The 22,405-nt window shown below is 73.0% G+C and carries 18 protein-coding genes; 8 read left to right on the top strand and 10 right to left on the bottom strand.

Annotation, left to right across the window (positions count from 1 at the left end; translation table 11 throughout):
* Positions 1-26: 26 nt before the first annotated feature.
* Positions 27-1,484 carry an alpha/beta fold hydrolase gene (locus ACFYSC_RS07655; RefSeq protein WP_389958105.1) on the bottom strand — a complete coding sequence of 486 codons (1,458 nt, stop codon included), beginning with the start codon at positions 1,482-1,484 and terminating at the stop codon, positions 27-29.
* 349 nt (positions 1,485-1,833) lie between these two features.
* On the opposite strand from ACFYSC_RS07655, the gene ACFYSC_RS07650 reads away from it, so the two are divergent.
* Positions 1,834-4,734, top strand: coding sequence for a M36 family metallopeptidase (locus ACFYSC_RS07650; RefSeq protein ID WP_389958102.1), 2,901 nt, complete (start codon positions 1,834-1,836; stop codon positions 4,732-4,734).
* A 104-nt stretch (positions 4,735-4,838) separates the two neighbouring features.
* Here the strand turns inward: ACFYSC_RS07650 and ACFYSC_RS07645 are convergent, their stop codons facing one another.
* The gene (locus ACFYSC_RS07645; RefSeq protein WP_389958099.1) at positions 4,839-6,575 is read right to left on the bottom strand and encodes a glycerol-3-phosphate dehydrogenase/oxidase; all 1,737 of its coding nucleotides are present in this window, start codon (positions 6,573-6,575) and stop codon (positions 4,839-4,841) included.
* Between the two features lie 266 nt (positions 6,576-6,841).
* The gene (locus tag ACFYSC_RS07640) at positions 6,842-7,612 is read right to left on the bottom strand and encodes a DeoR/GlpR family DNA-binding transcription regulator (protein WP_389958097.1); all 771 of its coding nucleotides are present in this window, start codon (positions 7,610-7,612) and stop codon (positions 6,842-6,844) included.
* 99 nt (positions 7,613-7,711) lie between these two features.
* Here ACFYSC_RS07640 and ACFYSC_RS07635 point away from each other — a divergent pair, with 99 nt between their 5' ends.
* The 4 genes from ACFYSC_RS07635 (at position 7,712) to ACFYSC_RS07620 (ending at position 12,157) form a co-directional block, all read left to right on the top strand.
* Complete coding sequence (locus ACFYSC_RS07635; protein WP_389958095.1) at positions 7,712-8,608, top strand: SIS domain-containing protein; 897 nt, start codon at positions 7,712-7,714, stop codon at positions 8,606-8,608.
* A 110-nt stretch (positions 8,609-8,718) separates the two neighbouring features.
* Positions 8,719-9,855, top strand: coding sequence for an N-acetylglucosamine-6-phosphate deacetylase (gene nagA / locus ACFYSC_RS07630; protein ID WP_389958093.1), 1,137 nt, complete (start codon positions 8,719-8,721; stop codon positions 9,853-9,855).
* 142 nt (positions 9,856-9,997) lie between these two features.
* Entirely contained in the window at positions 9,998-11,236 is a 1,239-nt protein-coding gene (locus ACFYSC_RS07625; protein ID WP_389958090.1) for a PfkB family carbohydrate kinase, read from the top strand.
* Between the two features lie 96 nt (positions 11,237-11,332).
* Entirely contained in the window at positions 11,333-12,157 is an 825-nt protein-coding gene (locus tag ACFYSC_RS07620) for a ketose-bisphosphate aldolase (protein WP_389958087.1), read from the top strand.
* 154 nt (positions 12,158-12,311) lie between these two features.
* On the opposite strand, the gene ACFYSC_RS07615 is transcribed toward ACFYSC_RS07620, so the two are convergent.
* The 3 genes from ACFYSC_RS07615 to guaB all read right to left on the bottom strand — a co-directional run bounded on the left by ACFYSC_RS07615 (position 12,312) and on the right by guaB (position 16,260).
* Positions 12,312-13,382 (bottom strand): hypothetical protein, encoded by a 1,071-nt coding sequence (locus ACFYSC_RS07615; protein ID WP_389958084.1) that lies wholly within the window; start codon positions 13,380-13,382, stop codon positions 12,312-12,314.
* 136 nt (positions 13,383-13,518) lie between these two features.
* Positions 13,519-14,637, bottom strand: coding sequence for a GuaB3 family IMP dehydrogenase-related protein (locus tag ACFYSC_RS07610; protein WP_389958081.1), 1,119 nt, complete (start codon positions 14,635-14,637; stop codon positions 13,519-13,521).
* 141 nt (positions 14,638-14,778) lie between these two features.
* Positions 14,779-16,260, bottom strand: a complete 1,482-nt coding sequence (gene guaB / locus ACFYSC_RS07605) for an IMP dehydrogenase (protein WP_389958078.1) — start codon at positions 16,258-16,260, stop codon at positions 14,779-14,781.
* A 297-nt stretch (positions 16,261-16,557) separates the two neighbouring features.
* Between guaB and ACFYSC_RS07600 the strand changes: the two genes are divergently transcribed.
* A complete protein-coding gene (locus tag ACFYSC_RS07600) occupies positions 16,558-16,935 on the top strand; it encodes a DUF5319 family protein (protein ID WP_179819626.1) in 378 nt (125 codons plus the stop codon).
* Here the strand turns inward: ACFYSC_RS07600 and ACFYSC_RS07595 are convergent.
* From ACFYSC_RS07595 to groES, 4 genes are all read right to left on the bottom strand, one after another.
* On the bottom strand, positions 16,896-17,114 hold the full coding sequence (locus ACFYSC_RS07595) for a hypothetical protein (protein WP_389958074.1): 219 nt from the start codon (positions 17,112-17,114) through the stop codon (positions 16,896-16,898). The two genes, ACFYSC_RS07600 and ACFYSC_RS07595, sit on opposite strands and share 40 nt — an antisense overlap.
* Before the next feature lie 91 nt (positions 17,115-17,205).
* Positions 17,206-17,844 (bottom strand): sigma-70 family RNA polymerase sigma factor, encoded by a 639-nt coding sequence (locus tag ACFYSC_RS07590; RefSeq protein WP_189246777.1) that lies wholly within the window; start codon positions 17,842-17,844, stop codon positions 17,206-17,208.
* 275 nt (positions 17,845-18,119) lie between these two features.
* Positions 18,120-19,745, bottom strand: coding sequence for a chaperonin GroEL (gene groL, locus ACFYSC_RS07585; protein WP_362942339.1), 1,626 nt, complete (start codon positions 19,743-19,745; stop codon positions 18,120-18,122).
* Positions 19,746-19,843: 98 nt separating this feature from the next.
* Positions 19,844-20,155, bottom strand: coding sequence for a co-chaperone GroES (gene groES / locus ACFYSC_RS07580; protein WP_362942336.1), 312 nt, complete (start codon positions 20,153-20,155; stop codon positions 19,844-19,846).
* A gap of 304 nt (positions 20,156-20,459) precedes the next feature.
* Between groES and ACFYSC_RS07575 the strand changes: the two genes are divergently transcribed.
* Together ACFYSC_RS07575 and ACFYSC_RS07570 are read left to right on the top strand one after the other, a co-directional pair.
* Complete coding sequence (locus tag ACFYSC_RS07575; RefSeq protein WP_389958069.1) at positions 20,460-21,098, top strand: Uma2 family endonuclease; 639 nt, start codon at positions 20,460-20,462, stop codon at positions 21,096-21,098.
* A gap of 49 nt (positions 21,099-21,147) precedes the next feature.
* Positions 21,148-22,314, top strand: a complete 1,167-nt coding sequence (locus ACFYSC_RS07570) for an SAM-dependent methyltransferase (protein WP_389958067.1) — start codon at positions 21,148-21,150, stop codon at positions 22,312-22,314.
* The last annotated feature ends 91 nt before the right edge of the window (positions 22,315-22,405 follow it).

The following is a 22,405-nucleotide window of genomic DNA, read 5'->3' as shown; positions in this document are numbered from 1 at the left end:
CCCGCCGGACTTCGCCGTACCCGTTCCTACGGCGGTCCCTCGTAGCCCGCGGGTGGTCCGGCGCCCTCGTACGGCGGGACCGGTGACGGCCGGCCGTCGAGGAAGGCGAGGACGGCGGCCAGGACCGTGTCCGGACGGTCCCGGTGGAGGTTGTGCCCGGTGCCCGGCAGGTAGATCAGCCGGGATCGGGGCAGCAGGCGACGGTACTCGGCGGCCGACCGCCAGGACAGGTAGTCGCACGACCCCTTGAGGATCAGGGTGGGCGTGGTCAGCCCGGCCAGCGCCGGCCGGGGGTCGCTCCGCGCCGGGGCGCCCGCGGACTGGGGGTACTGCATCGCGTAGAAGCCGCTGCCGCGCGCCGGCCGGTCGATCCGGGCGCCTCGGCAGTGCAGCGCGGGCTCGGCGAGTTCGAGGACCCTGTCGTTGCGGGCGTCGGCCTCGGCGTCGGGCAGGAAGGCGTGGGCCGCGCCGGGACTGACCTGCAGCAGGCCGTACCCGAGGAGGGCGCGCGGGGCGAGCAGTTCGGCGTACATCCTGATCTTCCGCCCGGTGTCCAGGCGGGCACTCGCCAGGTTCCCGCTGGTGTCTGCGGGGTCGGACGCGCCCGGCGAGATGAGCACCAGCCCGGCGACCCGGTCCGGGTGGGCGGCGAGATAGCGTGCGGCGAGCCCGCCGCCGTAGGAGTGGCCGACGAGCACGACCCGGTCGAGGCCGAGGCCGAGGCGCAGCGCCTCCAGGTCGGCGACGTCGCGGGCGGCGGAGTAGCCGCGCGGGTCGGCCAGCCGGGTCGAGGTCCCGGTGCCGAGCTGGGCGTAGAGGTAGACGTCGTATCCGTGCCCGGTGAGCGGGGCGAACACCCGGGCGTTGGCCGCCAGGTCGGGCACGCCGGGCCCGCCGTGCAGCACGATGACCGGCGGGCGACGCGAGGAGGCGGTACGCGCGGGCAGCCGCAGGACCTCCAGGCGGGACCCGGTGGACACCTCGACCCGGCGGGCACCGGGCACCGTGACGGTGGCCGGGGCCGGGACGGGCGGCGGGACCAGAGCCGCCCAGGCGAACACCGCGGCCGGCAGGAGCGAGGCGGCGGCGAACATCGTCCGGCGGGCCGCGCGGCGGCGCGGCGGCGGCATCCGCCGGGCCGCGACGAGGGCCGCGGCGGCGTAGCCGGTCGCCAGGAACACCGCGAGGCCGGCGGCCGTGAAGACCGCCGGGACCGGCGTGAGGGCCGCCGCGGCGAACAGCGCGGCGAGGCCGCACACCGCGGCGAGTGCCGTCGCCCCGGCGAGCGCCGCGCAGGTCACCGTACGCGACGGGCGGCGGCTGGAGCCGTCCGGACCACCGGAACCCGCGGAACCGGCGGGGTCCCCGGGGTCGTCCGGACCGCCGGAGCCCGCGGAACCGGCGGCGCCGCCGGAGTCGCCGGAGTCGTCGGGTCCACCGGGGTCGCCGGCCCCGGCGGGACCGCTGGATCTTCGTAGGGCCACGGCGTCCAGTGGACCACCCCGGGACCGGTCTCCGGCTCCGGGATCTCCCTGAGATCCGGCCGGAACGACCCGGAATCGAGATCCGGCCAGGGCGATGTGGAACCGGGATCCGGCCGGGACGACCCGGGGTCGGGATCCGCCCGGGACGATCCGGGGTCGGGATCCGCCCGGGGGCGGTCCGGAATCCCGTATGGACGTGGCCTTTCCGGCTCTCCGCGCCGGTCCCTTATATCGACATATCGTCTTTTACAAGATCTTGTCAGGAGATAAGAACCGGTGTTGTGTGTGCGCATCACGCGTGCGCCACGTGTGACCGGCCGGCGACGGCCGTCCCCGCGCAGGAGGATCTTTGCCCCCCAGACCCTGGCTACGCGTCACCGCCCTCGCGGCCGCCGCCGTGATCGCCCTTCCCCTGCCCGCCGACGCCCAGCGGGCGCCCTCGGGGCAGACCCCCGAGATCCACGACTTCCAGGCCGAACAGCACGGCAAGCCCGACGTGGACAACCGCCGCGGCCACGTCGCGCCCCCGGCCTCGATGGCCAGATCCGCCCGGACCGCGACGATCAGGTGGAACGCCCTCGGCACCCCGGCCGTCGTCACCGCCTCCGCACCGCTCGCCGAAGGGCTGGACGCCGACCCCGAACGGGCCGCGCGGGACTACCTCAAGGCCAACGAGCCCCTCTTCGGACTGTCCGGCGAGGCCGTGGACGCCCTGGAGAAGGTCGCGGTCAACCCGATCGGGGACGGCCACGCCGTACTGCTGCGGCAGAGGTTCGGCGGCCTGCCCGCGGGCGTGGACGGGCAGGTGGCGATCGGCGTGACGGGCGGGAAGGTGGTCCACGTCACCTCCACCCTGTCACGTTCCACCGCGCCTCCCCCTGCCGCCGCCATCACCGCGCAGCGGGCACTGGAGATCGCCGCCCGGGACGGCGGGATCGACCTGGCCACGGCGACGACCAGGACGGCGACCCCGGTGGCGGTGCCCGCGCCCGACGGGACGCACAGCGCCTTCCAGGTCGTCGTCATCGGCGGCGCCGAGGGCGAGCCCGCCGGGTACACCACGCACGTGGACGCGGTCAGCGGGGAGATCCTGACCCGCGAGAACCTCGTGGACCACGCCTCCGACGACCCCGACCCGCGCTGGGCCGCCTTCACCGCGAACCCGCCGGCCGACTACTCCTCGTCCGACACCCGGGCGACCTGGTGCCACGTCGCCGGTCCCGGCTGCGACCAGGTCACCGGCGACGCCGCGACCGGCCGGGCATGGGACGTCGACCACGCGACCGGCGAGCCGACCCGCACCAGCGTCGGCAACTCGGCCAGGACCGTCGAGAACCGCGCCAGCGACAACCCGTACAGCGTCGGCACCCGGAGCAACGTGACCACGCCGGACCGCAAATATGTCTACCCGTGGACGAACCGGTGGTACACCGCGAAGTGCGACCCCGCCGCCTTCGACCAGCCGGGCGAGGCCGACCTGGAGGCCGCGATCGCGAACCTGCACGTCATGCACAACCGGATGCACGACTGGTCCTACCGTCTCGGCTTCACCGAGACCGCGTGGAACATGCAGAAGGACAACGGCTCCCGCGGTGGCCTCGGCGGCGACCCCGAGCAGGGCAACGCCCAGGCCGGCGCCCGGGTGTTCAGCGTGCGCGACAACGCCAACCAGATCACCGGCCCCGACGGGGTCGCCCCGATCACCAACATGTACCTGTGGCAGTCGATCGCCGGCGCGTTCTACTCCCCCTGCGTGGACGGCGACTACGACATGTCGGTCATCGGCCACGAGTACACCCACGCGATCTCCGGCCGCATGATCGCCGGGCCGACCGCCGGGTGGAGCGGCGCCCAACCCGGCGCCATGAACGAGAGCACCTCCGACCTGTTCGCCATGGAGTACCTCTACGAGAACGGCTTCCGCCCCGCGGGCGAGACGCCGTACGTCACCGGCGGCTACGTCACCGGCGACCAGAAGGCGGGCATCCGCAACTACGACATGTCCCGCTCGCCGCTGAACTACAGCGACATCGCCTACGACATCGTCGGCCAGCAGGTGCACGCCGACGGCGAGATCTGGTCGGCCACCCAGTTCGACGTGCGCGAGGCGTTCCTGCGCCGGTACGGCAAGGGCACCCCCGCGCAGCAGAGGGCGTGCGCCGAGGGCAGGACACCCGTGGAGAAGTGCCCGGGCAACCGCCGCTGGGCGCAGGTCTCCTTCGACGCGCTGCTGCTGATGGCCTCCGGCGCGGTCAGCTACGTCGACCACCGCGACGCACTGCTCGCCGCCGACGCCCTCCGCTTCGGTGGCAGGAACCAGGACATCATGTGGCGGGCGTTCGCCGGGCACGGTCTGGGCGAGGGCGCGGCCAGCAACGGCCAGAACGACCCCGACCCCACCCCGAGCTTCACCGACCCGGCAGGAAAGAACGGGAAGCTCCAGCTCAAGCCGCTGCTCGACGCCAAGGACGCGAAACTGCGGCTCTACGTCGGCGACTACGAGGGCCGCGCCGTACCGGTGGCCGACACCGACCCGGCGACCGAGCTGGGCGACACCGTGGAGATGACGCCGGGCGTGTACGACTTCGTGGTGACCGGCGCCGGGTACGGGCACACCCGGGTGAAGTTCGCGGTGCTGCCCGGTGTGAAGCTGCCGCTGCCGCTTCCCCTGCCGAAGAACCTCGCCTCGGCCGCGCTGGGCGCGACGACGTCCGGCGACGGGGTCAACCAGGACAAGCTGATCGACGAGACCGAGGCGACGAACTGGGCCTCGCTCACCGGCCCGGTCAAGGGCAGGGGCGTCACGGTGGACCTGACCGGGACCGCCCCCGCCACCGTCCGCCGGGTCCAGGTCAGCGCCATGCTGCGGCCCAACGTGAACGACCCGGCCGACCCCGGCGGCCAGAACCGCTTCAGCGCTCTGCGCGCCTTCGAGGTCCTGGCCTGCGACGCCACCGCCGGGGACTGCGCGTCACCGGAGTCCTACAAGGTCGTCTACACCAGCCCGCAGGACGCCTTCGCCACCCGGCTGCCGCGTCCGCGCGGCGCCGACCTGCTGATCAAGTCGTTCCGGATCCCCACGACCAAGGCGACCCACCTGATGCTGCGGGCGGTGTCCACCCAGTGCACCGGCAACCCGCTCTACGCCGGCGAGCAGGACGCCGACCCCAACTCCGCCACCGACTGCGCGACCGCGAGCCCCGCCAGGGACCAGCTCCGCGCCGCCGAGTTCCAGGCGTTCTCCCACTGACCCATCGGCTCACCGCGGCCCCTTGACCAGGCGCCTGGTCAAGGGGCCGTCGCCATCCGCGGCCCACCTCGGTGATCCGGTCCCGGCCCCGGGCCCGGACCCGGTCACGCGCTTCTCGGCACCACCGCGGGCACCACGTCGGGGGCGCCCAGGCGGACCGCGTCGGCCTCCTGGTCGGTGTCCTGCTCCTGGGACAGGCGCTCGGCCTCGACCCGCTTGGTGTAGTACTCCACCTCGCGCCGGATCTGCTCCTCGCCCCAGCCCAGCGGGCCGGCGATCAGCTCGGCGGCCTCCTGCGCGACGGCCAGGCCGCGGTGGAAGGTCTCGATCGAGATGTGCGTCCGCCGGGCCAGCACGTCGTCCAGGTGGCGGGCGCCCTCGTGGGTGGCGGCGTAGACGATCTCCGCCCGGAGGTAGTCGTCGGCGCCGGCCAGCGGCCGCGCCAGCGACGGGTCCTCCTCGATCAGCGTGAGAACCTCACCGATCATGGAACCGTACCGCTGGAGCAGGTGCTCGATCCGCGCGACGTGCAGCCCGGAGGAGGCCGCCAGCCGCTGCCGCGCGTTCCACAGCGCCTGGTAGCCCTCGGCCCCGGCCAGCGGGATCCTGTCCGTGCACGAGCGCGGGACCCGCTGGTCGAGCCCGTGGGCCACGGCGTCCACCGCGTCCTTGGCCATGACCCGGTAGGTCGTGTACTTGCCTCCGGCCACCATGACCAGCCCCGGCACCGGGTGGGCCACCACGTGCTCGCGGGAGAGCTTGGAGGTCTCCTCCGACTCCCCCGACAGCAGCGGCCGCAGCCCGGCGTAGACGCCCTCGACGTCGTCGCGGGTCAGCGGCACGGACAGCACCGCGTTGACGTGTTCCAGCACGTAGTCGATGTCCGCCCGGGAGGCCGCCGGGTGCGCCCGGTCGAGCTCCCAGCGGGTGTCGGTGGTCCCGATGATCCAGTGCCGTCCCCAGGGGATGACGAAGAGCACCGACTTCTCGGTGCGCAGGATGATCCCGGTGAGGGAGTGGATCCGGTCGCGCGGCACGAGCAGGTGGACGCCCTTGGAGGCGCGGACGTGGATCTGCCCCCGTCCGCCCACCAGCTCCTGGATGTCGTCGGTCCACACGCCGGTGGCGTTGACGACCTGCCGGGCCCGCACGTCCAGTTCGGTCCCGGCCTCCAGGTCGCGCACCCGGACCCCGGTTACCCGCTCGCCCTCGCGCAGGAAGCCGATCACCTGCGTGCGGGAGGAGACGTGCGCGCCGTAGGTGGCGGCGGTCCGCAGCGTGGTCATCACGTAGCGGGCGTCGTCCACCTGCGCGTCCCAGTACTGCACGGCGCCGGTGAACGCCGACTTGCGCAGCGCGGGCGAGAGCCGCAGCGCCCTCCTGCGCGACAGGTGGCGGTGGCCGGGCACACCCCGGGTGTACCCGAAGGAGAAGCCCAGCGAGTCGTACATCACCAGGCCGGCCCCGACGTACGGGCGCTCCCAGCCGGTGTGCGTGAGGGGGAAGAGGAACGGCACCGGGCGGACCAGGTGCGGGGCGATCCGCTGCAGCAGCAGGGCCCGCTCCTGCAGCGCCTCCCTGACGAGGTCGAAGTTGAGTTGTTCCAGGTAACGCAGGCCGCCGTGGATGAGTTTGGAGGATCTGGAGGAGGTTCCGGAGGCGAAGTCGCGGGCCTCCAGCAGGCCGACGCTCAGCCCGCGGGTGACCGCGTCGAGAGCGACGCCGGCGCCGACGACCCCGCCGCCGATCACCACCACGTCGAGTTCCCGGGCGGCCATCTGCGCCAGCGCGGTGCTCCGCTCCTCGGGACCTAGGCGTGCCGTGCTCGTTCGCACCGTCATGCTGCATCCCCCTGGGGGTTGGAATGTCACCTTGCGCGGGGTATCTACCCCACAAGACCGGAAAGCACTACCGGTGGGTAGCGTCCGGCGGGTGAGATCAGCGCCACATCCCCCTGCCACGCCCGCCGTACGGCGGGGCCGTACCGGCGGACCGGGCACGAGCCGGGACCGGGCGCGGACCGAGGTCAGGCGCGAGCCGGGACCGGGCGCGGACGCGGGCCGGGCGCGGGGTCAGGCTAGGGGCCAGGCGCAAGCCGGGCATGGGGTCAGGCGCGGATCACCTCCACGCCCGCCTCGGCGAACCGCGCCGCGGCCTCGCCGGGCAGGCTCTCGTCGGTGACGAGGACGTCGACGGCGTCGATCGGGCAGATCCGGGCGAAGGCCCGGTGGCCGACCTTGGAGGCGTCGGCCACCACGACGACCCGGGCCGCCCGGCCGATCAGGAGATCGTTGACCTCGGCCTCGCCCTCGTGGCGGGCCGACGCGCCCGCCTCGGGGTCGATCGCGTCCACGCCGAGGAACGCGATGTCGAGGGAGACCCGTTCCAGCACCCCGGACGCCAGCGGGCCGATCAGCTCGTACGACTGCGGCCTCGCCACCCCGCCGGTCAGGACGATCTTCACGTGCCGCCGCACGGTCAGCTCCGCGGCGATGTTCAGGGCGTTCGTGACGAGGGTGAAGCCGATCTCCGGGTCGGCGCGCAGGGCCAGCTCCCGGGCGACCTCGGAGGTGGTCGTGCCGCCGTTCACACCGACGACCGCGCCGGGTTCCACCAGCTCGGCCGCGGCCCGTGCGATCCGCTGCTTCTCCCCGGCGCGGCGGGCCGTCTTGTAGCGCAACGGCAGGTCGTAGCTGACGCTCTGCGCGACCGCGCCGCCACGCGTGCGGGTGAGCATCTGCTGCTGGGCGAGCTGGTCGAAGTCGCGGCGGACGGTGGCCGTGGAGACGTCGAGAGCCTCGGCGGCCCGTTCCACCGACAGGCTCCCCTCCTGCGAGAGCAGTTCGAGGATCGCGTTCCAGCGCTCATAGCGGCTCACGGTGACCAGCCTGGCACAGCCCGGCGGGAAACTCACCCCTGCGCAAACTTGCTCATTTCTGCTATAAATCAATCACAAACGAACCATGGGAGGCACGCCGTGACGGACGGGACCGCCGGGACCACGCGCACCGAGGCCGAGATCGCATCGCAGCCGGACTGCTGGCGCCGCGTCGCCGAGGTGCCCACGGGCGCGCTCCCGCGCCGGGGCGAGCGGGTGGCCGTCGTCGGCTGCGGCACCTCCTGGTTCATCGCCCAGGCGTACGCGGCCCTGCGCGAGCGGGCCGGGCACGGCGAGACCGACGCCTTCGCCGCCTCCGAGGCCCCGGCGGGGCGCTCCTACGACCGGGTGCTCGCGCTGACCCGCTCGGGCACCACCACCGAGGTGCTGGAGCTGCTGGAACGGCTGAAGGCCGCCGGCACGCCCACGACGGCGATCACCGCCGACCCCTCGACCCCGGTCATGACGCTGGCCGGCGAGGTCGTGGTGCTGGACTTCGCCGACGAGGAGTCGGTCGTGCAGACCCGCTTCGCCACCACCCAGCTCGCCCTGCTCCGCGCCCACCTCGGCGAGGACCTCTCCGCCGCGGCCGCCGACGCCGAACGGGCGCTCGCCGAGCCGCTGCCAGAGGAGCCGGTCTCCGCCGAGCAGCTCACGTTCCTGGGCCGCGGCTGGACGTACGGCCTGGCCCTGGAGGCCGCGCTGAAGATGCGCGAGGCGTGCCGGGCGTGGACCGAGTCCTACCCGGCGATGGAGTACCGGCACGGCCCGATCAGCATCGCCGGGCCCGGCCGGATCACCTGGATGCTCGGCGAGGCCCCCGGCGGCCTGCGCGGCGAGGTGGAGGCCACCGGCGGATCGTTCGTGGAGAGCGCCCTCGACCCCATGGCCGAACTCGTCAGGGTGCAGCGGGTGGCGGTGGCGCGCGCCCGCGCCGCCGGGCTCGACCCCGACCGGCCGATGCACCTGACCCGTTCCGTCGTCCTCCCCGGCTGACTCCCCGGCCGGCGCGAGAAGGGAAGGAGCCCCCGTGGCCGTGCGCCTCATGACGGCCATCGCCGTACCGCCGCGAACCGGGCAGGCCGGGAACCGGAGAGGATAGGACCATGAGCATTACTCTCGCCGACGCCCGTGTCGTGACCCCCGGAGGCGTGCACGAAGGCTGGCTCACCGTGGAGGACGGCCGCATCACCCACGTGGGCCGGGGCCCCGCCCCCGGGCCGGGGCACAGCCTCGCGGGCCGGTACGTCGTTCCGGGCTTCGTCGACATCCACTGCCACGGCGGGGCGGGCGGCTCCTTCCCGAACGGCGACCAGGACGAGGCGCGCCGGATCGCCGATCTGCACGCCCGGCACGGCACCACCACGCTGATGGCGAGCCTGGTCACCGCGAGCCTGGACGACCTGACCCGCGCCACCTCCGCCCTGGCCGACCTGTGCGAGGACGGCCTGCTCGCAGGCGTCCACTTCGAGGGCCCCTACATCTCCCGGGCGCGCTGCGGCGCGCACGACCCGGCCCTGCTGCGCGACCCCTCACCCGGGGAGCTCGCCGGGCTGCTCGCGGCAGGCAGGGGGCACGTCCGGATGCTCACCATCGCCGCGGAGCTGCCCGGCGCGCTGGACACCGTCCGGGAGGCGGCGGGCAGCGGCGTGATCGCCGCCCTCGGTCACAGCGACGCCACCTACGAGCAGACCCTCGCCGGCATCGACGCCGGCGCGAGTGTCGCGACGCACCTGTACAACGCGATGCCGCCGCTGCACCACCGGGAGCCGGGGCCGATCGCCGCACTGCTGGGGGACGAGCGCGTCACGGTCGAGCTGATCAACGACGGGGCGCACCTGCATCCGGCGATGACCCGCCTGGCCTACGACGTCGCGGGGCCCGCCCGGACCGCCCTGGTCACCGACGCGATGGCGGCGGCCGGCATGGGCGACGGCTCCTACCGGCTCGGCCCGATGAAGGTCGAGGTCACCGGCGGTGTCGCCCGGCTCGCCGAGGGCGGCTCCATCGCTGGCAGCACGCTCACCATGGACGTCGCCTTCCGCCGCGCCGTCCAGGAGGCCGGGCTGTCCATGACCGAGGCCGCCGAGGTCACCGCGCTCACCCCGGCGCGGGTGCTCGGCCTCGACGACCGCCTCGGGTCCGTCTCCGTGGGCAGGCAGGCCGACCTGGTGGTCCTCACCGGCGACCTGGAGGTCGCGGGCGTCATGAGGCGCGGAAACTGGATCACCGAACCCCGTTGACGCCCGATCCCACCGGTCCGGGCGTCCCGCCGGAAGGTCCCCGAGCCGGCGCCCGCCCCGGCCGGGGCCGGACGCGCCGCCGAAAGTCCCCGAGCCGACGTCCCCCGCCACCGGGTACGGGCGTCCCGCCGAAAGGTCCCCGATGAGCTCCCCCGCCGCCGGTTCCGGAACGATCCTCACCGTCACGCTCAACCTGGCGCTGGACGTCACCTACGTGACCGGCGGCGTCGACTGGGACGGCGTCAACCGGGTGCGGTCCGTCCACCGCAGGGCCGGCGGCAAGGGGATCAACGTGGCCAGGGTGCTGGCCGCCCTCGGATGCGACGTCCTCGTCACCGGCCTGGCCGGCGGGCCGAACGGCGGGGCCGCCGAAGCCGACCTGTCCGCGGCGGGCCTGCCCGCCGCCCTCACCCCCATCGCCGCCGAATCGCGCGCCACCCTCGCGGTCTGCGACCCGGCTCCACTCCCGTACGGCACGGCCCCGCCCGGCGCCTCCCCGGATGATCCGGCACCTGCGGGTACGGTCCCGAATGATCCGGCACGGACGGGTACGCCCCCGGACGCCCCCGGTGTTCCGCGCGGTTCCGGCTCCGTACGGGAGGACGCGGCCCCGGCCCGGACGGCCGATCCGCGCACGGCCCTGTTCAACGAGCCCGGCCCGGTGGTCACCGATGCGGAGCTGGACGACTTCCTGCGCGGTTACGACCGGCGGCTCCGAGGGGCCGCGGCCGTCGTGATCTCCGGCAGCCTGCCTCCCGGGGTCCCGGCCGCCTTCTACGCCGAACTCGCCGCACGGGCCCGCGAGCGGGGCGTCCCGGCGATCGTGGACGCCGACGGCGAGCCGCTCCGCGCCGCCCCGGCGGGCCGTCCCGCCGTCCTCAAGCCCAATGCCGAGGAGCTCGCCCGCGCCCTGTCCGCCGTGGACCCCCGGACGCGGGACGGCGTTCCAGGGGGCGGCGGGGCGCGGTACAGCGGTTCGGAGGCTCGTGGCCCGGGAACCGGTGTTCCGGAGATCGGTCTTCCGGAGATCGGGCAGGCGCCGGTCGCCGGCGCGCTGGCCGGGGCCGAGGTCCTGCGGCGCGACGGAGCGGAGTCGGTCGTGGTCTCCCTCGGCGCGGACGGGCTCCTGGCGGTGACCCCCGAGGGGGCCTGGCGGGCGGCCATGCCGTACCGGGTGGCGGGGAACCCGACCGGGGCCGGTGACGCGCTCGTCGCGGGGCTGGCGCTGGGCCTGGTGGAGGGCACGCCCTGGCCGGACCGGCTGCGCCGCGCGGCTGCCCTGGGGGCGGCCGCGGTGGCGGCGCCGGTCGCGGGCGACTTCGACGAGGAGACGTTCCGGCGGGTCCACCCCGGCATCCGGGTGGACCCGATCCGCCCATGACCCGTCCCCCGGATCCCGGGCCCTGAAGAACCCCGACCCCCCGAAGAACCGGGTCCCCGAAGAACCGGGTCCCGGCCCCCTGACGAAGGAGTGACCATGCCTGTCGCCGGCATCGGAGACATCATCGACGCCGCCCCGGCGGGCGTCGGCGCGTTCAACGTCATCCAGCTGGAGCACGCCGAGGCGATCGTCGCCGGCGCGGAGGACGCGGGCATGCCGGTCGTGCTGCAGATCAGCGAGAACTGCGTCCGCTTCCACGGAGCACTGGCCCCGATCGCGGCCGCGTCGCTCGCGGTGGCCCGCGCGGCGGCGGTCCCCGTCGCGGTGCACCTCGACCACGCCACCGACCGCGCGCTGGTGGAGGAGGCCCTGGAGCTGGGCCTGGGTTCGGTGATGTTCGACGCCTCGGCGCTGCCCGACGAGGAGAACGTGGCGGCCACCGCCGAGGTGGTCGCGCTGTGCCACGGACGCGGCGTCTGGGTGGAGGCGGAGCTCGGCGAGGTCGGCGGCAAGGACGGGGTGCACGCGCCGGGCGTCAGGACCAGGCCGCACGAGGCGGTGGACTACGTCGCCAGGACCGGCGTCGACGCGCTGGCCGTGGCGGTGGGCAGCTCCCACGCCATGACCGTCAAGGACGCCGTCCTCGACCTGGAGCTGATCGGGAGGCTGCGTGCCGCCGTACCGGTGCCGCTGGTGCTCCACGGCTCCTCGGGCGTGCCCGACGAGACCCTGCGCGCCGCCGTACGGCAGGGAATGAAGAAGATCAACATCGCCACGCACCTCAACGCGGCCTTCACCCGCGCGGTCCGCGAGCACCTGGCGGCCGACGAGAAGGTAGTGGACACCCGCAGGTACCTGGGGTCGGGCCGTACGGCCGTCGCCGCCGAGGTCACCAGGCTCCTGGGCGTCCTGGCGGGCTGAGCCCGGGTGTCCCCGGCCGGCTTTCCGGAGGGCCGGGGTCACCGGGTTCTGCAGAGGCCGGGGTCACCGGGCTCTCCGGAAGGTCTGGCGGCGGAGGCACGGCACCTCCGCGCGCCGGAAGGCCGCCTCGGGGCCCGGGCACCGGGCGGACCGATCAGGGCCAGTCCCAGCGGACGCCGACCGTGCCGGGTCCGAACGGCCCGGTCACCAGGTGGGCCGCGTGGTGCGCGTTGAGGGTCAGCTCCGTCTCCACCCGCTCGTACCCGTCCGATGCGGAAGCGTGGGCGTCCGGCCCGTGCTCTCCCGGCCCGTGCTCTCCTGACCGATGGGCTCCCGGCCCGTGGTCGTCCGGCCCGTGCTCTCCTGACCGATGGGCTCCCGGTTCGCGCTCGCCCCGGCCGGGGGTGTGACAGGTGAAGCGGCGCACGCGGGCCGGGAGCGCGGCCGGGGAGAAGGCGACCCGCAGGACGTACTGGTCGGCGGGGAGCCGGAAGATCCGCTCGTACTCGGTGGTCTCCACGCCGCTCGGGTCGGCGAGCTCGTAACGGATCACCTGGGTCTCGCCCGCCTCCAGCGCCCGGCCGAACAGCAGTTCGGCCACCACCAGCGCGGTCGCACCGTCGCGCCGGATCCGGCCGACCCGGCAGTCCTCCAGCGCCCTGATCCGCACGCGCTCCACGTCGCATCCCAGGTCGCCCCGGTAGACCATGATGAACCGGTCGGGATCGTCCCGGCGGGCCCGCACCACCTGAAGCGTCTCGCGCCGCGTGGCGCTGCGGTCGGCCCCGATCTGCAAGGTCTCGTACATCGCGGTGACGTGCAGGCGGCGGTCGTCGGCCACCCCGTCCAGGTCGTGGAGCAGCGCCGACAGGGTGTGCGCCGATCCGGCGGGCGGGGCGGCGGGCCCCCCGTCGTCCTCCGGGGACCGCGTGCCCTGCCCGCGGCCCCGGGGGCGCGGCGGGCCGAGAAGCCCCATCAGGGATCGCGGCGGCAGGGCGAGGATCTCCTCCAGCCCGCGTACGGCGCGCAGCGACTCGGGCCGCTCCGGACGACGCAGACCCTGCTGCCAGTAGCTCAGGCTCGTCATCCCGACCCGTAGCCCGCGCTCCTCCAGTCCCCGGCGGAGCCGCTCCAGGGTCAGGCCCCGCGCCTCCACCGCGGCACGCAGCGCTGCGTGGAACGGCCCCTCGCTGAGGGCGACGCGGAGCCGTGGGTCATCGGGCACAGGGGAATGTTCACAGATTTTCCGTCATACGTCATTTTCGCGCCCGTCACTCACGTTTGTCCGACGTCGCGCGTTCCACGGCCGCCACGCGGCCGTACCCCCGGCGCCGCGGCCTCAGGGCGCCGGGGGCGGGACGTCAGCTGCCCTGCGGGGCGACGACGACCTCGACGCGCTGGAACTCCTTCAGGTCGGAGTACCCGGCGGTGGCCATCGTGCGCTTGAGCGCGCCCATGAGGTTCATCGAGCCGTCGGCGACCGAGGAGGGGCCGTGCAGGATCTGCTCCAGCGTCCCGACCGTGTCGAACTTCACCCGCTTGCCCCGGGGCAGCTCGGGGTGCTGGGCCTCGGAGCCCCAGTGGAAGCCGCGTCCGGGGGCCTCGGCGGCCCGGGCCAGCGGCGAGCCGACCATGACCGCGTCCGCGCCGCAGGCGATGGCCTTGGCGATGTCACCGGAGGTGCCCATGCCGCCGTCGGCGATCACGTGGACGTAGCGGCCGCCCGACTCGTCCATGTAGTCGCGGCGGGCCGCGGCCACGTCGGAGATCGCGGTGGCCATCGGGACCGCCACGCCCAGCACGGTGCGGGTGGTGTGCGAGGCGCCGCCACCGAAGCCGACCAGCACGCCGGCCGCGCCGGTCCGCATCAGGTGCAGCGCGGCGGTGTAGGTGGCGCAGCCGCCCACGATCACCGGGACGTCGAGCTCGTAGATGAACTGCTTGAGGTTCAGCGGCTCGGCGCGTCCGGAGACGTGCTCGGCGGAGACCGTGGTGCCGCGGATCACGAAGATGTCCACGCCCGCGTCGATGACGGCCTTGTGGTACTGGACCGTTCGCTGCGGGGACAGCCGGACGGCCGTGGTCACCCCGGCCTCGCGGATCTCCGCGATGCGGCGGCCGATCAGCTCCTCCTTGATCGGCGCGTTGTAGATCTCCTGGAGCCGCCGGGTGCCGGCCTCACCCGGGAGTTCGGCGACCTCGGACAGCAGGGACGCCGGGTCGTCGTAGCGGGTCCACAGCCCTTCGAGGTCGAGTACGGCGAGGCCGCCGAGCCGGCCGACCTCGATCGCGGTCGCGGGCGAGACGACGCTGTCCATCGGGCTCACCACGACGGGCAGCTCGAACCGGTAGGCGTCGATCTGCCAGGCGATCGAGACCTCCTCCGGGTCGCGGGTACGCCGGGACGGGACGATGCCGATCTCGTCCAGCGCGTAGGCACGACGGCCGTTCTTGCCGCGCCCGATCTCCACCTGAGTCATATGCCTGTCTTTCCCATTTCGTGCGGGTGCGGCGCACCCGATCGGCGTGAGCCGTACCCGCCGTCCCGGCCCGCCCGCTCGGCGCGCCTGGTACGAGTCGGTCGTTTCGTCGTCCGCCCCGGGCCTCCGCGGCCGTACCCTCTACCGGCGGTGGTAGTTGGGGGCCTCGACCGTCATCTGGATGTCGTGGGGGTGGCTCTCCTTGAGGCCCGCCGCGGTGATCGGCATGAGCTCGCACCGGACGTGCATCTCCGCGATCGTGCGGCACCCGGAGTACCACATGCCCTGGCGAAGGCCGCCGACGAGCTGGTGGGCGACCGCGGCGACCGGGCCGCGGTAGGGGACCTGGCCCTCGATGCCCTCGGGGATGAACTTGTCCTCGCCGCCGACGTCGGCCTGGGCGTAGCGGTCCTTGCTGAAGGAGGCGCCGCCGCGCTCGCGGTTGCGGACCGCGCCGAGCGAGCCCATGCCGCGGTAGGACTTGAACTGCTTGCCGTTGATGAAGATCAGCTCGCCCGGCGACTCCTCGCAGCCCGCCAGCAGCGAGCCGAGCATGACCGTGTCGGCGCCGGCCGCGATGGCCTTGACGATGTCGCCGGAATACTGCAGACCGCCGTCGCCGATCACCGGCACCCCGGCCGGTCCGGCCGCCAGGGACGCCTCGTGGATGGCCGTCACCTGCGGGGCGCCGACGCCGGCGACCACGCGGGTGGTGCAGATGGAGCCCGGCCCGACGCCGACCTTGACCGCGTCGGCACCGGCGTCGACCAGCATCTGGGCGCCGGCGCGGGTGGCGATGTTGCCGCCGATCACCTCGACGCCGCTGTTGGCCTTGATCTTGGCGATCATGTCGGCGAGGCCCTTGGAGTGGCCGTGCGCGACGTCGACGATGATCACGTCCACCCCGGCCTCGATGAGGGCGGAGGCCCGCTTCTCGGCGTCGCCGCCGACGCCGACGGCCGCCCCCACGACGAGCCGCCCGTCGGCGTCCTTGGTGGCGAGGGGGTACTGCTCGCTCTTGGTGAAGTCCTTGACGGTGATGAGCCCGCGGAGCCGCCCGGCGGGGTCGACCAGCGGCAGCTTCTCGATCTTGTTCTTCCTGAGCAGGTCGAACGCGTCGTCCCTGGAGACGCCGACCGGCGCGGTGACCAGCGGCATGGGGGTCATGACCTCGCGCACCGGGCGGCCGTGGTCGGTCTCGAAGCGCATGTCGCGGTTGGTGACGATGCCGACGAGCACGCCGTCGGCGTCGGTCACCGGGACGCCGGAGATGCGGTAGGTGCCGCACAGACGCTCGACGTCGGCGAGGGAGTCGTCCGGCGAGCAGGTGACGGGGTTGGTCACCATCCCGGCCTCGGAGCGCTTGACGAGGTCCGCCTGCTGGGCCTGGTCCTCGATGGAGAGGTTGCGGTGCAGGATGCCGATGCCGCCCTGGCGGGCCATCGCCACCGCCATCCGGGCCTCGGTGACCGTGTCCATCGCCGCGGAGATCAGCGGGATGCTCAGCGTGATCCCGCGTGACAGGCGGGTACGGGTGTCGGCCTCACCCGGCTGGAGGTCCGAGAAGGCGGGCACGAGGAGCACGTCGTCGAACGTGAGTCCCGGTTCGGTGAACTTGGCCATCTGCAACCCTTCTGCATCGGCGCTCTCATGGCTGGGGAAAGGCGCCGGCCCCCGTACGCAAGTTTAGGGTCTGGCTTCCGAGCAGGGGACGCGGGGCGCGAAACCCGGACGCGGACGCGGGGACCCGGGACGCCGCCATGCGCGGGCGAGGTCTCCGGGTTCACGGGTTTCCGGGCGCGGGGCGCGGGCCCCGGCGGGTCCGGCGCGGACGCCGCACGATCCACCGCGGATGTCACGTCCCGGACGGCTCGGACGGTTCGGGACCTGCCCGTTGCATCGAGGTCATATGGTGGGATAGTGCTCGACGATGTCCCACGCGACCCGTTCGCGGACGACCCCGACGATCCGGCGGCGACCCTGGGGGAGCCGGGCGACGCCGAACCGCTGACCTCCGCCGAACGCGACGAGGCCATGACCGACCTGGCCGACGTGGAGGTCTTCCGTTCCCTGCTCGAACCGCACGGTGTGCTCGGGCTGGTCCTCGACTGCCCGGAGTGCGGCGAGCAGCACTACTTCGGCTGGGAGCTTCTGCGCGGCAACCTGCGCCAGATGATCGAGAAAGGCTGGCCGCAGGTGCACGAGCCCGCCTATCAGCCCGACCCGAGCGACTACGTCACCTGGGAGTACGCCAGGGGCTACGTCGACGGTGTGATCGACACCGAGGAACGCCGCTGATCGACGTCGTCGACCAGCGCCGCGAGCAGGGCGATCGCCGGATCCGCGGTGGGGACGGCCTCCCTGCGGGAGAGCGCCTCCAGCAGGGCTTCGGTCCCGGCCACGGCCGCGCCGTCGTACGAGCGGCCGTCGTCCGGCCCGCGCTCGCGCGCCGGACGGAACGGGTGGACGGTGGTCATGCCCGCGCTCGATCGAGGTGCTCACCGGCCCGGCCGGATCCGCGCCGGGGACGGCGCGGCCCTCGCCGGGCACCACTCGACGGGTTCGGGGTCAAGCCGTCGACTCCAGCTCCGCCATCGCCCGGAGGCGAGCCAGCGCCCGATGCTGGGCGACGCGAACCGCTCCTGGTGACATGCCCAGTACATTACCCGTCTCCTCGGCGGACAGGCCCGACACCACCCGCAGGATGAGCAGCTCCCGCTGGTTGTCGGGGAGCCTGGACAGCAGCCTGCGCGCGTGCTCGGCCTCGATGTAGCGCACCACGGTCTCCTCCGGGCCGGGCCCGTCGTCGGGCCCGTCCGGCAGGTCCTGCGTGGGCACGGCCGAGCGCACGGAGCTGCGCAGGGCATCGGCCACCTTGTGGGAGGCGATGCCGAAGACGAAGGACGCGAAAGGGCGTCCCATGTCGCGGTAGCGGGGCAGCGCGGAGAGCACCGCGATGCACACCTCCTGGGCCACGTCGTCCGCGATGTGATACTGACCGGAAACCCGGCCCAGACGAGCGCGGCAATAACGGACGACCATTGGCCGTAACTGTGCGATCAGACTTTCGATCGCCGTTCGGTCACCTTGAACTGCGAGGCTTGTCAGATCCTTGAGGTCATCCCTGTGGGCGCTCCCTTCAGACCTCGTCGCAAGCCTTACCCCTCTTTTGGCGTCGGCGACGCATCCCTCGGTCACGTTACGCATGATGCCCGTATCGCTCGGGCCTGTCCCCATGACCAACGGCTACGGATTGGTCACATTGACGCGCCGATAACCCGGTGTAATCAAACGACGACAGTAAGGGTCACGCGATGAAAATATATTTCATAGAGCGGCCTAATATGTCAGTGATTTCCCATAAGGGTGTTTCTCTTACCCGCTCACCGCGGTGACGCTTTGGGGCCCCTTTCGGTTTACCCGGAAACGCGTACGGCCCGCGTCCCGAACGGGACACGGGCCGTACCGGCCGATCATGAGGATCAGTGGCCGTGACCGTGGCCGTGGCCGTGACCACCGGCGGCGGCCGGGGCCTCCTCCTCGGGCTTGTCCACCACGAGGGCCTCGGTCGTCAGCAGCATGCCGGCGATGGAGGCGGCGTTCTGGACGGCCGAACGGGTGACCTTGACCGGGTCGATGACGCCCTGGGCGATCAGGTCGCCGTACTCGCCGCTCGCGGCGTTCAGGCCGTGGCCGACCGGGAGCTCGGAGACCTTGGAGGTCACGACGTAGCCCTCCATGCCGGCGTTCTCGGCGATCCAGCGGGCCGGCTCGACGAGCGCCCGGCGGACCACGTTGACGCCGGTCGCCTCGTCGCCGCTCAGGCCCAGGTCGTCAAGGGCCTTGGAGACGTGGACGAGCGCGGAGCCGCCGCCCGAGACGATGCCCTCCTCGATCGCGGCGCGCGTCGCGGAGATGGCGTCCTCCAGGCGGTGCTTCTTCTCCTTGAGCTCCACCTCGGTGGCCGCGCCGACCCGGAGCACGCACACGCCGCCGGCGAGCTTGGCCAGGCGCTCCTGCAGCTTCTCGCGGTCCCAGTCGGAGTCCGCCTGCTCGATGGCGACCTTGATCTCGCGGACGCGGTCCTCGATCGCCTGCGCCTCGCCGGCGCCGTCCACGACGGTGGTGGCGTCCTTGGTGATCACGACGCGGCGGGCCGTGCCGAGCACCTCGAGGCCGACGTGCTCCAGCTTGAGGCCGATCTCCTCGCTGACGACCTGACCGCCGGTGAGGATGGCGATGTCCTGGAGCATGGCCTTGCGGCGGTCACCGAAGCCCGGAGCCTTGACGGCGACGGAGGTGAAGGTGCCGCGGATCTTGTTGGTCACCAGGACCGCCAGGGCCTCGCCCTCGACGTCCTCGGCGATGACCAGCAGCGCCTTCTTGGTCTGCGCGACCTTCTCCAGAAGCGGCAGGAAGTCCGCGACGGAGGAGATCTTGCCCTGGGTGATCAGGATGTAGGGGTCCTCCAGGACCGCCTCCATGCGCTCCTGGTCGGTCACCATGTAGGGCGACAGGTAGCCCTTGTCGAACTGGAGGCCCTCGGTGAACTCCAGCTCCAGGCCCATGGTGTTGGACTCTTCGACGGTGATGACACCGTCCTTGCCCACCTTGTCGAACGCCTCGGCGATCAGGTCGCCGATCTTGGCGTCCTGGGCGGAGATCGTCGCCACGTGGGCGATCTCCTTCTTGTCCGCGACCGGACGGGCGGACTCGACCAGCCTGTCGCTGACGGCCTTGGCCGCGAGGTCGATGCCCCGCTTGAGGCTCAGCGGCTGGGCGCCGGCGGCGACGTTGCGCAGACCCTCGCGGACCATCGCCTGGGCCAGGACGGTCGCGGTGGTCGTGCCGTCACCGGCGATGTCGTTGGTCTTCGTCGCGACTTCCTTGGCGAGCTGCGCGCCGAGGTTCTCGTACGGCTTCTCCAGCTCCACCTCGCGGGCGATGGTGACGCCGTCGTTGGTGATGGTGGGAGCGCCGAACTTCTTGTCGATGACGACGTTGCGGCCGCGCGGGCCGAGGGTCACCTTGACGGCGTCGGCGAGGGCGTTGACACCGCGCTCCAGCGAGCGGCGGGCGTCCTCCTCGAACGACAGGATCTTGGGCATGACAGTCCTCTCTGGGGGCACACGGGAGCATCGAAGCCCCGGGCGCTCTCGCGACCCGGGGCTCGATGCGTCATCTCGGAAGCGTCGGAAGCGATGGACTACTTCTCGACGATGGCGAGCACGTCACGGGCGGAGAGCACCAGGTACTCCTCGCCGTTGTACTTCACCTCGGTGCCGCCGTACTTGCTGTAGAGGACGACGTCGCCCTCCTTGACGTCGAGCGGGATGCGCTTGTCGCCGTCCTCGTCCCAGTTGCCCGGGCCCACCGCGAGGACCCTGCCCTCCTGGGGCTTCTCCTTCGCGGTGTCGGGAATGACCAGGCCGGAGGCGGTGGTCTGCTCGGCCTCAAGCGGCTGGACCACGATGCGGTCGCCGAGCGGCTTAACGGGAACCTTGGTGGCGGTCGTCACGTCGGACCTCCCCTTCAGATTTGAATGATCTAGAAGAGGCGACCAGCGGTCTGCCGTCGCGGGTGTCAGACCAGCCTCGTCGCACTTGCGTTGGCACTCTCACCGGGAGAGTGCCAATACGGAACAGTATGCAAGGAGGCCTTGACAGTCAACACGAACCGCCCGCCGACGACCCCGGCGGCCCCGATGAGGGGACAGGAACCCCCAACGGGGGCACCATCAGAGGGAGGAGAGGCGCCGGACATTGACGGGAAGTAATGAGATGGTCACGAACAGCGAAGAGAATGACGCTACGGTGGACGACGTGACCAACACGCTCAGCAAGCAGAGGGACACCAGACGTGAGGGCGGCGATCTGATCGCCGGCTGGCCCAGCCCGCCCGCAGGCGGATGGACCGCCGACGATCTCGACCGCCTGCCCGACGAGGGCCCGAACGGCGAGCCGGACTTCTTCAAGCACGTCGAACTCGTCAACGGAGAGCTCGTCTTCATGTCCCCCCAGAAGCGCTTCCACGAGTCCGTGATCTACGGTCTCCGCACCGCTCTCAACGCGCAGGCGCCCCATCACCTCAAGGCCGTGACGCAGATGGACCTCCTGCTCGGCAAGAAGCAGCGCCCGTGCCCGGACGTCGTCATCGTCGACGCCGAGGCGGCGAAGGACCGCTCCCGCACCGCCTACACCCCCGACGAGACGCATCTCGTCATCGAGGTGGTCTCCCCCGAATCCAGATTCCGTGACCACGAGGTCAAGCCGAAGCTCTACGCCGAGACCGGCATCCCGAATTTCTGGCTGGTGGAGGACAAGGGCGGTGATCCGGTGATCCACGTCTACCAGCTGGACCCGGTCAACCACCTGTACCTGATCACCGGTATCCACCACGACCGCCTCAAGACCGGCGAGCCGTTCGACATCGACCTCGTCCTGACCTGCCTGCCCGACTGAGTGGATCGCCGCGACGGCGGCCTCCGGCCAGGCGGTAGCGTCGGGCGGTGTGGACCTCGACGCATTCCGGGAACTGCTGACGCCGCGCGGCCAGGAGGCCCTCGCCGCGGCCGCCGAGGCCGCGGGTGACGGCCCGGTGGCCGCGGTGACGCGGCTGCGCCGGACCTACGACGCGACCCTGACCTCCGCGGCGCTCACCCAGGCGGCGCTCAGGGAGCGCGCGCGGGAGAAGTTCGGCTCCGACGCCGCCGTCATGTACTTCACCCCGCACGGCCTGGAGCAGGCCACCCGCCGCGAGGTGGCCGACCACCGTGCCCGGCGCGTCCCGGCCGGCTCCCGGGTGGCCGACGCCTGCTGCGGGATCGGCGGCGACCTGCTGGCGCTGGCCAGGGCGGGCTGCGTCGTGGAGGCCGTGGACGCCGACCCGCTCACCGCCGCCGTCGCCCGGGCCAACGCCGACGCCCTGGGCCTCGGTGACAGCGTCACGGTCCGCGCCGCCGAGGCCGCCACGCTCGACCCGGCGGCCTTCGACGTGCTGTTCGCCGACCCCGCCCGCCGTACGGCGCGGGGCCGGACGTTCGACCCGATGGCCTACTCGCCGCCCTGGCCGGAGGTCCTCGGCATGGTGGCGAAGGCCCCGGCGGCCTGCCTGAAGGTCGCCCCCGGCATCCCGTACGAGTTCATCCCGGCCGGAGCCGAGGCCGAGTGGGTCTCCTGGCGCGGCGACGTCAAGGAGGCCGCGATCTGGTGCGGCGGCCTCACCCGGGACGCGGGGCGCAGGGCCACGATGCTGCCGTCCGGCACGACGCTGACGCCCGAGCCGGGCGCGGATCCCGCGCCGGTGGGCGCGGTGGGCCGCTACCTCTACGAGCCGGACGGCGCGGCCGTACGGGCTCACCTGGTGGCGGAGGTGGCCAGGCGGGTCGACGGCCGGCTGCTCGACGAGCGCATCGCCTACATCACCGGCGACGCCGAGGTGACCACGCCGTGGGCGGCGCGGTACGAGGTGCACGAGATGATGCCGTTCTCGCTCAAGCGGCTGCGGGCGGCGCTGCGCGAGCGCGGGGCGGGCGTCGTGACGGTCAAGAAGCGCGGCTCGGCGGTCGACGTGGAGCGCCTGCGCAGGGATCTGCGGCTCTCCGGCGGCGGCTCCGCGACGGTGGTCCTCACCCGGATCGGGGAGCGGCCGTTCGCCCTCATCTGCAGCCCCGCCTGACCCGCGGCCTCCGGGGCGCGGCTCCGGCCCGGAACGGCCCGGGAACGGCCCGCCACCCGCGCTCCGGATCCTCCCGGGCGCGGGCGGGGCC

Source organism: Streptosporangium sp. NPDC004379, from assembly GCF_042873875.1.
Taxonomy (GTDB): Bacteria; Actinomycetota; Actinomycetes; order Streptosporangiales; family Streptosporangiaceae; genus Streptosporangium.
Note: the sequence above shows the minus strand (reverse complement) of the source record. Positions and strands in the feature narration are given on the sequence as shown.